The organism is Aquimarina pacifica (genome assembly GCF_000520955.1).
Lineage (GTDB): Bacteria > Bacteroidota > Bacteroidia > Flavobacteriales > Flavobacteriaceae > Aquimarina > Aquimarina pacifica.
The window spans coordinates 37,421-49,800 of sequence record NZ_JACC01000048.1 but is presented as its reverse complement, the minus strand read 5'-3'; the positions used below and the strand labels follow the sequence as shown (position 1 = coordinate 49,800).

The 12,380-nt window shown below is 31.3% G+C and carries 12 protein-coding genes; 5 read left to right on the top strand and 7 right to left on the bottom strand.

Going from position 1 to position 12,380, the window contains the following annotated elements:
• The first annotated feature begins 141 nt into the window (after positions 1 to 141).
• The gene (locus DZ60_RS0119445) at positions 142 to 612 is read left to right on the top strand and encodes a hypothetical protein (protein ID WP_025743686.1); all 471 of its coding nucleotides are present in this window, start codon (positions 142 to 144) and stop codon (positions 610 to 612) included.
• A gap of 151 nt (positions 613 to 763) precedes the next feature.
• Here the strand turns inward: DZ60_RS0119445 and DZ60_RS0119440 are convergent, their stop codons facing one another.
• The 4 genes from DZ60_RS0119440 to DZ60_RS0119425 all read right to left on the bottom strand — a co-directional run bounded on the left by DZ60_RS0119440 (position 764) and on the right by DZ60_RS0119425 (position 4,967).
• The gene (locus tag DZ60_RS0119440; RefSeq protein ID WP_025743685.1) at positions 764 to 1,369 is read right to left on the bottom strand and encodes a transglycosylase domain-containing protein; all 606 of its coding nucleotides are present in this window, start codon (positions 1,367 to 1,369) and stop codon (positions 764 to 766) included.
• A 68-nt stretch (positions 1,370 to 1,437) separates the two neighbouring features.
• Positions 1,438 to 1,824, bottom strand: a complete 387-nt coding sequence (locus DZ60_RS0119435) for a hypothetical protein (protein WP_025743684.1) — start codon at positions 1,822 to 1,824, stop codon at positions 1,438 to 1,440.
• Between the two features lie 13 nt (positions 1,825 to 1,837).
• Positions 1,838 to 3,916, bottom strand: a complete 2,079-nt coding sequence (locus DZ60_RS0119430) for a M48 family metalloprotease (RefSeq protein WP_025743683.1) — start codon at positions 3,914 to 3,916, stop codon at positions 1,838 to 1,840.
• Positions 3,917 to 4,220: 304 nt separating this feature from the next.
• Positions 4,221 to 4,967 (bottom strand): protein phosphatase 2C domain-containing protein, encoded by a 747-nt coding sequence (locus DZ60_RS0119425; RefSeq protein ID WP_025743682.1) that lies wholly within the window; start codon positions 4,965 to 4,967, stop codon positions 4,221 to 4,223.
• Between the two features lie 728 nt (positions 4,968 to 5,695).
• Here DZ60_RS0119425 and DZ60_RS25700 point away from each other — a divergent pair.
• The gene (locus tag DZ60_RS25700; RefSeq protein WP_262482394.1) at positions 5,696 to 5,824 is read left to right on the top strand and encodes a hypothetical protein; all 129 of its coding nucleotides are present in this window, start codon (positions 5,696 to 5,698) and stop codon (positions 5,822 to 5,824) included.
• 158 nt (positions 5,825 to 5,982) lie between these two features.
• On the opposite strand, the gene DZ60_RS0119410 is transcribed toward DZ60_RS25700, so the two are convergent.
• Positions 5,983 to 6,339 (bottom strand): hypothetical protein, encoded by a 357-nt coding sequence (locus DZ60_RS0119410; RefSeq protein WP_025743681.1) that lies wholly within the window; start codon positions 6,337 to 6,339, stop codon positions 5,983 to 5,985.
• Positions 6,340 to 6,858: 519 nt separating this feature from the next.
• On the opposite strand from DZ60_RS0119410, the gene DZ60_RS0119405 reads away from it, so the two are divergent.
• Both DZ60_RS0119405 and DZ60_RS0119400 read left to right on the top strand, forming a co-directional pair.
• Positions 6,859 to 8,361, top strand: a complete 1,503-nt coding sequence (locus tag DZ60_RS0119405) for a hypothetical protein (RefSeq protein ID WP_025743680.1) — start codon at positions 6,859 to 6,861, stop codon at positions 8,359 to 8,361.
• A 270-nt stretch (positions 8,362 to 8,631) separates the two neighbouring features.
• Positions 8,632 to 10,683 carry a hybrid sensor histidine kinase/response regulator gene (locus DZ60_RS0119400; RefSeq protein WP_051477689.1) on the top strand — a complete coding sequence of 684 codons (2,052 nt, stop codon included), beginning with the start codon at positions 8,632 to 8,634 and terminating at the stop codon, positions 10,681 to 10,683.
• 30 nt (positions 10,684 to 10,713) lie between these two features.
• On the opposite strand, the gene DZ60_RS0119395 is transcribed toward DZ60_RS0119400, so the two are convergent.
• Positions 10,714 to 11,052, bottom strand: a complete 339-nt coding sequence (locus DZ60_RS0119395; RefSeq protein ID WP_025743678.1) for a hypothetical protein — start codon at positions 11,050 to 11,052, stop codon at positions 10,714 to 10,716.
• Positions 11,053 to 11,563: 511 nt separating this feature from the next.
• On the opposite strand from DZ60_RS0119395, the gene DZ60_RS25330 reads away from it, so the two are divergent.
• Complete coding sequence (locus DZ60_RS25330; RefSeq protein WP_161634443.1) at positions 11,564 to 11,719, top strand: hypothetical protein; 156 nt, start codon at positions 11,564 to 11,566, stop codon at positions 11,717 to 11,719.
• 19 nt (positions 11,720 to 11,738) lie between these two features.
• Here DZ60_RS25330 and DZ60_RS0119385 read toward each other — a convergent pair whose 3' ends face one another.
• Complete coding sequence (locus DZ60_RS0119385; RefSeq protein WP_025743677.1) at positions 11,739 to 12,326, bottom strand: riboflavin synthase; 588 nt, start codon at positions 12,324 to 12,326, stop codon at positions 11,739 to 11,741.
• Positions 12,327 to 12,380: the final 54 nt, after the last annotated feature.

Below are 12,380 nucleotides of genomic sequence, written 5' to 3'. Positions count from 1 at the left end.
TTAATTACACACTTTGCGGGATAGTGTCATTTTGATGTTGTTGCCGCTAATACTTTATATAGTTGCGGTAATTTTAGTCTTAGCGGAGCTTCTGCAATATGTAATACTTCTTCTACAACATATACTCTACAAGGGAATGTAGTGAATAGTAATGTAAATTGGTCGGTAACTTCTGGCCTTCAAATCTTATCTTCATCGAATAATAATATAACGGTTCGTCGAACTAGCAGTTCTGTTACAGGCACTTCTACCATAGAGGCCCAGGTAGATGGTCAAACCATTCGTAAAACTATTTCTGTAGGAGTTCCTAGTTCTATTACTAGATTATTTCATGTGAGTACTTTTGGCTGTACTCAAGGAGAAATAGAAACTTTTTCTCGAGGTGCTACAGAGTACCAATGGAGTGTTACAGGTGGTCGAATTACTTCTCCAGTCAATGGGACTTCATACACTGGTACAAGTAGTGCTATTTTATTTGATCCTATAGATTCTAATTATGGATTTACGATAAAAGTTCGTGGCAAAAACAGTTGTGGATACACTCCCTGGTATACAAAATATATCCCAACGAATTGCGATCCAGGAAACGGTGGTGGAACTACACCTTTATAAACCTCTCAAAAAAAATGGAACTGTAAACCCAAGAAAATTCTTTTTTTCTTGGGTTTATTTGTTTGATTATTAAAGTTAAACAACCCGTTTTATATCATTGTACTTCGACTTACCTCAAGTATAGCATACATTTTATACACAGGTCCCTTGGTTACTCCATTTTCTTTATTAATTCATATACATTTTGATCTACCAACTCCTTTCTTCTAGAGGGGTTATACAAGCTAGGATTTCTCATCATTACCACCAAAGTAGCGAATTCTTTTTCACTCAAGTCAGATATCCCTTTACCAAAATATTTTTGAGCTGCTTGTTTTATACCCACTCCTTGATTTAAAAAATCATATTTTTGAGCTACCCAGTTTAAGCATTCTTTTTGAGTAGTTTCTCCTTCAATTTTCCAGCTTAGCGATATTTCTCGTAATTTAAATCTATTGAACATACTCTTTTTTCTCCAAACCAATTCTGAAAAGACTACAGCTTTAGAACAAGGCGTATTTTTTGTGTCAGAATAAAATAATGAGTTGAGAATTTGCATGTTCAGATCATTCGTTAGTGACTTCGGGTTATCCGCTTCATAAAGTTCATAAAACGTTTCTGGCAAAGCATCAGCCTCCCGAATCTCAGAAACCAATACCGCTACTTCTTTCTTACTAACAACACTCTTCCAACAGTATTTGGTGTACAATAAGAGTATCGTAAAAAGAAGTATTCCTACGATGCTCATTCTTTTTATGAAAACGACTAACTTCTTCATTATGATTAGTTTTAGTAGTAAGGGTTAGAAAGCAATTAAGTTATAGTTTTGGGACAGAGCACTCTTTTTTACTGGTTCCTTAGTAACTGCAACTCGTTTTTTATAGTTGATTTTTGGATTTTTTGATATTCAATTTTTTCAATTTCTGTATCCGATATAAACCGAAAAAAACCACCTCTTTCTCTATCACCGGCATACCAAATATAGTTTGTGTTATTCTTAAACACATCAAATAATATTATCCTTTTTCTTTCAAATTTTAGACTACTAGACATTGTTTCATAAAAAGAATTTAATAATTCATCTAACTTTTCTTTGCGAATAGATGAGAATTGTCCACCACTCCTTTTAACACTCTCTATTGTATAGTGCTTAACACCATCAACATCTTGTAAAACGGATTCTTTGCACTCCAAAACTAACACTATTAAGATCAATACTATTTTTATTTTCATAGCGATTTGATTATTAAAGTGTTTGGAGGTGGGGAACAGTTTCTTTTAGCAACACTACTTTATAATCTAATAATTCCTTTTTATGAAGAAAATAAGCTCTGGATAACAAATATTCAAAATTACTCAAAGAAGTAAATAATACTGTAAGTTGGTCATCAAAATACTTCTCATTACCAAAATACTCCCAATCTTTAGACAAAAACAATTCAAAATTTTCTCTTGCCTCTTTAGTTATTTCTGATGGAAACTTATAGGTATTTAACACCTGTCTTATGCCTTCTTTTAGTTCATTCTCAAAGGGTTTAATTTTTCTAAAATTAGATTTAATTTCGTCAAATGGTATTGCAAAATTGACAAATTGTAGTTTGTTTGACAAATTCGTATAAAACTCAATTTTAGTACTATACTCCTTCTCAAAATCAAAAAAATTAGAATAAAGTTCTTTTATTTTATTTGTGCTGTTTTTGTTTCTTTCAATTCCTTCAAAAAAATAAAAGATGTCAATATCATTTTGTTTAATTTTTTCCTTAAGACTAGCTAACTCTTCATTAAGTTTTATGATTAAACTGTTACCCTCTTTTTGTTTATACTTCACACCATCATAATCAAACGTTTTAATTTTTACAGTTTTATATGCAATTTGTTTAATGTTTTCAATATCATGCTCCAATGCGTTCATATTGTAAATCATATCTACATTTTGATCAGAGAATAAATCCTCGTATGATTTCTTAGACTCAGAAAACTTACTCGCATTTATGTCAAAAGGCATCAAGTTTTTAGCATCATAGTAACCATTGAATACTTTTGAGAATGTATTTTTTTTAAATTCTTTATTAAACTCAATTTTAAAATTCTCTAATGAATTTATTGTTGGCGTTTCAGAATATTTTATGTCCTTAAAGGTTTCCTTAGTAATCCGTTCTTGCGTTTTTTGTACGTTATTAAATAAATCATTAGCGATACCATTATTGCTTTGCTTAGATATACTATTGGTAGCCTCTAGTCTTTTAATTCTGTCTTCTGTACTGGGATGAGATGTCCATTGGTCTTCTATTTCTAATTTAGACTTATTGAACTTGTTTAAATCTTCTAAAGAGACTGCCGGAAGGTTATTTAGGACAGGAATATTGTCTTCCTTAGCCATAAAATTAATTAAATATTCATGCTCTATAAAAATATTATTACTAACTACATTTTCAGGAATTTTCCCTTCGTAATAAGACAAAACCGTACTAAAAGAATAATCCGCCAAATTCATTCTAAGAAGAGCATTTTTGAGCGGTTCATAACCAGTCACATTAGCAGCAATTTCGTCAGCATGAAATTCCATTTCTCTAGATAAAGCCAGATAACTCTTATTTACAAATTCATACATTACTTGTAGAATTTTTTGAATTGCCTGAATTATTAATAATGCTATCACAACAAAAATTGAAAAATAGCCGCTTGCATTTGCCCACCCCTGAATTGTTTTGTCATAAGCTTCATTATCATAAAGCATATTAAAAATCACTTGATTAACATTATACACATAGCTCCCTACTTTCATAGACCTTTGAGAAAAATGACCAAATTCATGGGCCAAAATTGCTTTTAATTCTTCTTTATGCGTTGAATTAACCAATCCTAATCCTATATGTAAGTTCTTTTTTACTGGAAAAAACATACTCCAAAAACTTGAATCGTAGAAGACGGATGCATTAACATCTTTTGATACGTAAACTCTCTTGGGAAATTTTGTTCCTACAACTTCTACAATTTCATCAATCATAGTAAATAGCTTTGGTTCATCTTTCCTATTTACTTCATAGAAGTGTGAACGGTCAACTTTATTCGATTTAAATACAAACTTGATTAAAAAGAAAAGTATTAAAACCCCTAAACTTGCAAGACCTATCCCTAAAGCTATTGTTATTAAACGTGGATATGTAATAACCAACAATGCCCCAAAATAAATGCATACTGCTGTTAAAGCAATTGCAAAAGTTAAAATTAGCAAATAAACTAATATAAAAACCACAATAGCCATGATTGCTTTTGTAGTTTGTACTCTAAATTGAGAAGACAATTTTATGTTTTTTTGTACCATCTTTATTGATTCAAATTCATTATTTTTTCTTAATATTTGGTTTATAAACCCTTCTTAAAAATTGAATACTCTTGTTTCTGTTTTAACAAATCGCCATACTAATACGTTTATGTCACAACTGAACAAAATGTTACCAAAATATTCGAAAATATTTAAATAATAGTATATGGGTGAGAATTTTAAATGTGCCTTTTAGAGGGTCTAATCATTAGATTTTGTATCTAAAAGTCTTTATCCACAACGATAGTTTTAATGCCCAAGTAGAGGTAAATTTTTACTCGCAAAAGAACGATATCAAATTATGTTATTTTGCAGTTGTATTTTTTATTCTAATTATTGCTAAATCGTCTGTGACGACATGATTCCATTGATCCCTTATCTCATTAATTTTTCTGTCAAGAAAAGTATCAAACTCTTCCCAATGGGCATCTATTAGTAAATATTCAATAATTTCGCTTTCAGATTTCTGTTTAGATTGATCTTCTAAATTCTTAAATGTAAAGATCCCGTCTGTGCATATTGACAAATCTTTGAAGGCAGAAATTGAAAGCTTTTGATCTTGATTTTCGAACCAATCTTCAAAATTATCATTGAGATGATACCCCAGATAATCCGGTTTATCATTTTGCTCGTATTCAATCAGTTCTCCATCCTTACAGATTAATCCATCCCCGATAGTCAAAAATTCTGCTTTATTTTTTTGAGTGTCGACTATTCCGATTATCAAGGTTGAGAGTAGTTCATTTGTCTCTAATCCTAATTGATTCTTGATGAGTTTTATTTCATCAATTAAGGCTTTGACTACTTCCTTCAATTTATCTTTTAATTCATAAGAGGTATTAATAACAAACTCCTCATAGAATTTCTTTTTAGCAATATTTCTCAAGATTTTTCCGAAAAGAATGGAAGCAAAAACTGATTCCGTTCCCATTGTACAGCCATCTAAAACAGCTATCAGTTTTTCGTTAGTTGCGATTTGCTCTTCAATTAAAAAGTCTTCACAATGATTTGTATGAAATTCGCCAATATTTAATGTTTTGTATATTTTCATTCCTAATGTACATGCAAACATAACACATATTAGGCTCAAAATTATAACAACAGATGTTCTTCTGTCTATTTATTTAGCGAATTCAATTCTGTTATCTTTATTTCATCCAGACAAGTCATAAGAGACTTCAAACATTTCGTAAATCCAATATCTTTGATATACTCATAAATCCCTTCGCAAGTATTTTTACTAACCTAATTTTATTGGATAAGAATAATCATCAGAAATTTTAATTATTTTTAATACTGTAGAAGGTATTTTTCTGGTCTTGTTCTAATTACCCTAAACTTATATTTAAAAGATGACATAGGCAAATAGCTAAAGTCCTACAATAACACATTTGTTTAGGGATACGTATAAATATTTTGCTTATTTTATTTTTTGAACACTGCAACAGCCTTATTTTTTAAAAAATTGGTAACAAATTCAAATAATAATACACTAATAGATACAAGAGCATTACAAATTTTATATAATGACTCCCGAAGCAAGATCTTCATAAATTGTTTCAATCAAGTAATAACTAAAAACAAAACAATGATGATAAAAAATATAAAGAATCATATTGTACAAGAGATTAAAACTATGAAAGATACAGATATAGTTATTTATACATTATATCTAGCTGCTGCACTATCATATGTGGGTTTTGAATTAGGTAGAATGACTGCACGCATGTAAAAAATGACGCTCGTATAAACTAAGGTATTATACTAAAAACTAAACCAATGAAACACAAAATCGAAATAAGAGAAAAAAATATTGAAAATATTTACTGGATGATTATTTTGTTAATTATGGGCTCATATATAGCAGGATTTCTTTTGGGTAATCTAGCCCTAAATTTCTCTTTATAGAGAATAAAGCTCTTATATTAGGAAAAAAGAAAATTAGGTAATTTAAAGTTTATAATTCTTGCATTTCATGCAAAAATGATTTTGAGGTAGGCAGAATAATTTACTAAAATGCAAAAAAATAATAACAATAAAAGCAAGGGTTTGTGTAGACAATTAACCTATACTAACAGCAAATTCTCCTTTCTTTTTTTCTGATGTCGAATAATTTCGGATATATAATTTTGTAATTCTGTTTTATCCTTTTTAGAAGTTTTTGCCTCCTCTGATGGAATTAGGAAAAACGCTACAATCTTAGGGACTTCTAGAGATGCCTCAAAATATAAAAATTCAACTTGTCTTATAAAGTCATTTGCTTTTTTCTCCTTCATACAATTCGACTCTATAGTTTCTCTATTAATAGCTCGGTATTTTTTTTTCGATACCTCCAGAGCCTTACCTTCAATCGCCTGTTCTGAAAACAAACATATTTGAAAGTTCTTTTTTCTTATTTGTAATATTCTGTTAATCAAATTCATTTTTTCAATTAAAGCTAGCTATATAGTTTATGTCATAACAGAACAAAATGTTACCAAATAATAGCAAAATTATTTAGTTCCCAGTTTGTACCCCCGTTTTACTCCTCACAAAACATGCCGAAGTATATCTTTGTAATAAATTGATAATAAAGATCTATACATTTTTGAGTCGCGGATAACAAAATATAACAAACATTAGAGCTGATTATCTCTAAAAAATCTTGCTATTTAACAATACTCTTAAGATACGCTATTCAACGAACAAACTGTTTTTTTAATCACTAAAAGGGTTTGTTACCGAATCAACAAATAGGTAATTAGCTTATTTTTTTTAGGCATTTACCCCTTGATACATGATCAAAGTCCTAGTAATTTAATCCCTTAATAATCACACGCTTTTTTTGTTTTTTAGGGCATCCAATGTTCATTTTTCTGCAGCTACCCTGAATCAGGTAATGCAACAAAATTAACATCAACCATTAGGCCAGACTATAGCAAAAAGGGTAAAAAAATAGCAGTATGGACTTAGGACAAGTAAAAATAGCAGTTGGCATTAATGTTGACATTATCAAGGGAATTGTCACACACTTATATGTAACCGAAGTAATCCCTCCAACCTTCGAATTTGGGAATATTCTGATACACATTGATGAACCATCGATAGAGGTCAGAGATCCGGCAACAGATGCTCGACTAGGATTGCACATTACAGGATCCTTTGAAAATGGGGATGACGAGGCCACACCATTTGATATCTGGATGAAGCTCAAGCCTTTTGTAAAAACAGTTTCGGGATCTGCACCAGTAGCGTCATTATCTGTAGAAGAGGTAGAAGAAGCAACTCCAGAAGATATAGGAGGACTGGTAGGTACATTTGCCATTGGGATGATTAATGATATATTACAAAATATGGATATCCCCATTTATAATTCACTGATAGGAGGAATAGAGAGCGCTGCCTTTGATGAAGATGCAATTCCTGAACGATCAACCTGGAGTACCGATTTCTATCTAGGTGCTATATCAGAAATAGAACATGTACAGGTTGGCTTTCCGCCGGGGCAACCACAAAACCCACAAGTCAATAGTAGTACTATGAGAACTACTACCCCAGCATTGATAGCTACACTATCACTCCCTGGAGAATCTGCCCAAATCATAGATAATCCTTCTATTGTGCCCAATCATACAGGGATTCAAGTCATTATCTCTAGAGATGCTATGAACCTGGTACTTCAAAAAAATGCAGAATCAAAAATAGGTGAAGAAATAGAAGGAGCTAAAATCAACGCCATGCAGATGAGTATGCATGATTTGGGTATACAAATTAGTGGAGAAGCAGAAAAATCAGATGCCACTATAGAATGGGATGGAATCCTTTTATTATTCTTTAGAAAATTCTACAATGTTAAAGGATCAATACGCTGGCATGATGGCTTTGTTGATGTATTCACAAGTGGTATCGATGTAGATGTAGATATCCCATGGTATGTAAAATTACTAAGAGCCTTTCTATTTATCTTAGGCCCAATTGGCTGGATATTAGATGCTACATTAATTGCTCCCAAAATTAGTGAAGCCGAAGAAGCGCCGGATTTGGTAAGAGGAGCCTTTCGAAAAGAGGTAGGAGAAGCGCTTCAGGAAATGATTGGTAATGTTGGCGGATTATCAGGAGAAGACGCCATCCCTTTTATGGATTTTGGACAAGATTCGTGGGTAATGAATGGCCATTATACCCACAGTATTCTCGCGTTTGCCGGGTATAATCGCGAACAGATTGCAACTGTAGAGCATGACACCTTCGAAATACCTGGTGCTCATGGAGCCTCTGTAGGAATGCTAACGCTCGAAAGCGGATACAGATTACACCCTCAGGAATTAGGAAGATTGCTTAAAAGTACTATTATGAATATCCCAAATGCACATGGGGTTGAAGCTGATTTTGGCTTTTATGTAAGAACCAATCCAAATGACGAGACTTCTGATAATTTGGTAGATCCCGCAGAGATACATATTGAATAATTATACATTCATTTTTTTAACCCAATTTATGCAGTAGCACTTCGTAGTGAGACTCAAAAATGCTATAAACACTGGTGTTTTCAGTAGTTTTGGATTATAATAGATTTTCTACTGCATAAAACGGATTAAAATAAACGTTTATAAAATCTGAGACAAATCCAAATGAATAGGGAAGGAAAAACAATATCAGAGAATTCCTCGTATAGTAAGCCTGAATGCTGAATTCCTAATTTTTCTGTATATTTAGTCAGCCAACTTGAGATTACACACATGCTCAACAGAATAACCCTCTTACTCTCATTCTTGTCTCTTTGTACCTACTCTTGCTCTGAAAGGGCATTACTAACCGATCAAGAAATCAGATGGTTAAAAGATAACCCTGATCTAAAAGTATCTGTTCTGGGATACACTAATACGTATCAATTCGAAAATAATCAAGGTGATATCGAAGGTGTTTTTATTGACTACCTTGAGCTCATTGAAAAAAAAATTAATTACAAATTTACAAGAGTAAAATACGTTGAGTTACCTCCTCTTTTTGAAGATGTAAAGAATAAAAAGATTGATGTTGTATTAGCCTTTCAGGAAACAAAAGAACGATTAACATATTTATCTTTTTACAATAATCTTTTCGAATCAGAATATGTAATTATTACCAGAGTTGAAAATGTAGAAGAAATCACTTTTAATACACTGCCGGAAAAAGATATTCTACTCCCAAAAGGGCATGCAATTAAAGACTTATTACTCGAGAAGTTTCCTGATTTAAAAATTTCGTTTTTCGAAAGCGAAGTCGAAGCATTGACAGCTCTAAATAATGGCATTGGTGATGTATTTGTAGGTCCCAAATCGATAGCTTATCACTTTATCAAAAACCGTAATTTAACTAATTTACGTGTTGGTAAAGCAACTCCTCTTAAATTTCAATCCAAACTTGCAGTACAGAAAAGTAAGCCCATTTTAAACAATATTATTTCAAAAGCAATCAATAGTATTTCTATTAAAGAACGAAATGTGATATTTAATAAGTGGTTATTAAAAAAGAACCAGCCTATCTATTATAAGCCTAACTTTTGGTTTTCTGTTTTAACGTTTTTGGGAGCATTTATGATCATCATTATGATCTTTAATTGGCGTTTGAAAAAGAAAGTAAAAAAACGCACTATCGAATTAGAACTAGCTTTAGAAGAAACTCGAAAAAGTAATAACGTAAAAAACAAATTTCTTCAAAATATATCACACGAAATAAGAACCCCTATGAATGGAATTCTCGGATATTCTGAGTTGCTAAGGAAAAAAAATATTACGCAAAAAGAACATACCGAATTTGTAGATACGATAATCCATAGCGGAAAAAAATTAGTGCATATCGTGGATAACATATTAGAGATTTCTAATCTACAGACTAAACCCAATTCGCTCAAAAATGAAAGTACCAGTCTCACTAAAATTTTTGAAACCACAATAAACTTGTATAAATCTGAAGCATCAAAAAAAGGAATTGATATTGTTCTAGAAACACCAAAAGAAATAGTTGACACCCTGATTGTTGACAGATCCCGACTCATTAAAGTGTTAAACAACCTCATATCTAATGCGGTAAAGTACACACATCAAGGGTCCGTAAACATCTCTTATTTAACCTATCAAAATACGCTTGAAATAAAAGTTAAAGATACAGGCATCGGAATTGAATCTAGGGTCCAGGACCTAATTTTTGAAAGCTTTTCTAATATAGAAAATGAAAGCTCACAAAATCTCAATGATGGATTAGGAATTGGACTCTCGATAGTGAAAGAAAATATTCGAATAATGAATGGTGAAATTTCCTTTATTTCTGAAAAAAATAAAGGAACTACATTTTCTATAAGCCTTCCTTTTTCTGCAATAGACGTTAACCAAATGACTTCCCAAATTCAACTCGAGGAAATAAAAAACCGTACCTATAAAATATTGGTTGCAGAAGATGAAGAAATAAACTTTTTGCTGGTCAATTCGATTCTTACGCACTATGAAGCCTATAATTTTATCATCATACGTGCAGAAAATGGACAAGAAGCAGTTACTTTGTGTTACCAAAATAATGACATCAGTATCATCCTTATGGATATTCGAATGCCAATAATGGATGGATATGAGGCCACTAGAATAATCAAAAACCTAAAACCATACGTACCAGTAATTGTGCATACCGCCTATTCTACAGATAAGGATATAAAAAATGCCTATGATGCTGGTTGTGACGCAGTTATTTCAAAACCAATTAATCTGAATGAATTCAAAAAAGTGATTGATACGTATATGAGTAAAATTCATTCGTAAAAAATTTCATGTCAAAATTTATAAAGCACACTATACTAACTTGATATCTTCCTTAAAAAGCATGTGTATATATTCAGCATGTAATTCTACGTGATGTTGATTTTCTACACAATGAAATAGTAGATGTATTAATCCATAGTCGCCAAGAGTATCTCTATACTCATGTTTTTCCTTATTCTTAACCCACAAGATAAAACAACACAAATGTCCTATTTCTCCTAACTTTTGAGAATCCCGAAGACACTTCTTAAAGGTATCTAGCGGCATATGTGCATACTCATTATACTTTCTTCTACAGAAATTATAATCAAAAGTATGTTTATACGATTGTAGTTTTCTGTTTTGTATTTCATAATTTATACCACTCATAACATAAGTCTTTTTTATCGTAGGTATAGGTAGTATCATAATAGTTTAATTTGAGATTTACTCAATAATTAAAACAAAGACTATGCTAGAATAACATAACAATCCTTAATCAAATCCTAAATTTTGATAACCCTTTTGTGTATTTTTTGGAATTATTCCAATACAAAAATACAAAATTTGGAATTATTCCAAAAACATATTTTATTTAAATACAATAAATCCTGTGTAAAGTTGCCTATTCCATATTCTTATAATTTTATGCGTAAGTTGATCTATACTAAAACTCTAAAACGACAGATTCAAAAACAAAAACACTGTAACAAACAATTGGAAAACAGACAAGTACTCTGTTTTATTAATAATATTTGTTAATAAAACCTGATAAGTTTATTTTAAAAAAATTAGTGTAACTATTATATTTATAATTAGATTTTGATGTATCTATGATCTTTTTTTGGGGAAAAGACGATCATATAAAATTGGAAAAACAAATCAAATCAAGAAGTAAATTATGCGATATAAAGTAATTGATGCCAAGAGCCAATACTTTGGTGAAGTATTGGATTTCGAATCCTGTGCAACGGTCAGTGATTTAGGAGGAGTACTTTTAAAAATTGAAAGAGATAAAGTTTCTTTATTCAAATTTAATGAAGTAGAATTGGTTTGATTACCGTTCTACTTCTCTATTAATTCAATTCTGTAATTCTCTTTACGTATTTACCGATCACGTCAAACTCTAGATTTACAACAGTGCCTACCTCGAATGTAGAAAAATTGGTATGCTCATAGGTATAAGGAATGATTGCAACACTAAAGTGATTCTTCTTAGAATTGACAACTGTAAGACTTACACCATTTACCGTAATAGATCCTTTTTCTATAGTAATGTTAGATAAATTAGGATCATATTCAAAAGTAAAAGACCAACTTCCTCCGGTTTCTTCTATTGCTGTACAAATTGCGGTTTGATCAATATGCCCTTGAACAATATGCCCATCTAATCGATCTGCCAATTTCATACCACGTTCTAAGTTTACAACCGCGCCCAATGCTAATGCTTGCAGATTCGTTTTATCTAACGTTTCTTTAATAGCAGTAACTGTGTAAGTATCATCTACTATAGAAACAACTGTCAAACACACTCCATTATGAGCCACACTTTGATCAATTTTTAAGGCCGATGTAAAATTCGCTTTTACCGTAATGTTCAGGTTTTCATGATCTTTTTGTAATGAAGTAACAATTCCTAATTCTTCGATGATTCCAGTAAACATAAAATGCGAATTATTTAGTTAAATTTGTGAACTCAAATTTGAAGTCCAATTTTA

What these genes read in the sequence shown, in the direction of transcription:
- DZ60_RS0119440 (WP_025743685.1), bottom strand. Translation starts at nt 1,369, where the DNA reads ATGAAGAAGTTAGTCGTTTTCATAAAAAGAATGAGCATCGTAGGAATA.
- DZ60_RS0119435 (WP_025743684.1), bottom strand. Translation starts at nt 1,824, where the DNA reads ATGAAAATAAAAATAGTATTGATCTTAATAGTGTTAGTTTTGGAGTGC.
- DZ60_RS0119430 (WP_025743683.1), bottom strand. Translation starts at nt 3,916, where the DNA reads ATGGTACAAAAAAACATAAAATTGTCTTCTCAATTTAGAGTACAAACT.
- DZ60_RS0119425 (WP_025743682.1), bottom strand. Translation starts at nt 4,967, where the DNA reads ATGAAAATATACAAAACATTAAATATTGGCGAATTTCATACAAATCAT.
- DZ60_RS25700 (WP_262482394.1), top strand. Translation starts at nt 5,696, where the DNA reads ATGAAACACAAAATCGAAATAAGAGAAAAAAATATTGAAAATATTTAC.
- DZ60_RS0119410 (WP_025743681.1), bottom strand. Translation starts at nt 6,339, where the DNA reads ATGAATTTGATTAACAGAATATTACAAATAAGAAAAAAGAACTTTCAA.
- DZ60_RS0119405 (WP_025743680.1), top strand. Translation starts at nt 6,859, where the DNA reads ATGGACTTAGGACAAGTAAAAATAGCAGTTGGCATTAATGTTGACATT.
- DZ60_RS0119400 (WP_051477689.1), top strand. Translation starts at nt 8,632, where the DNA reads ATGCTCAACAGAATAACCCTCTTACTCTCATTCTTGTCTCTTTGTACC.
- DZ60_RS0119395 (WP_025743678.1), bottom strand. Translation starts at nt 11,052, where the DNA reads ATGAGTGGTATAAATTATGAAATACAAAACAGAAAACTACAATCGTAT.
- DZ60_RS25330 (WP_161634443.1), top strand. Translation starts at nt 11,564, where the DNA reads ATGCGATATAAAGTAATTGATGCCAAGAGCCAATACTTTGGTGAAGTA.
- DZ60_RS0119385 (WP_025743677.1), bottom strand. Translation starts at nt 12,326, where the DNA reads ATGTTTACTGGAATCATCGAAGAATTAGGAATTGTTACTTCATTACAA.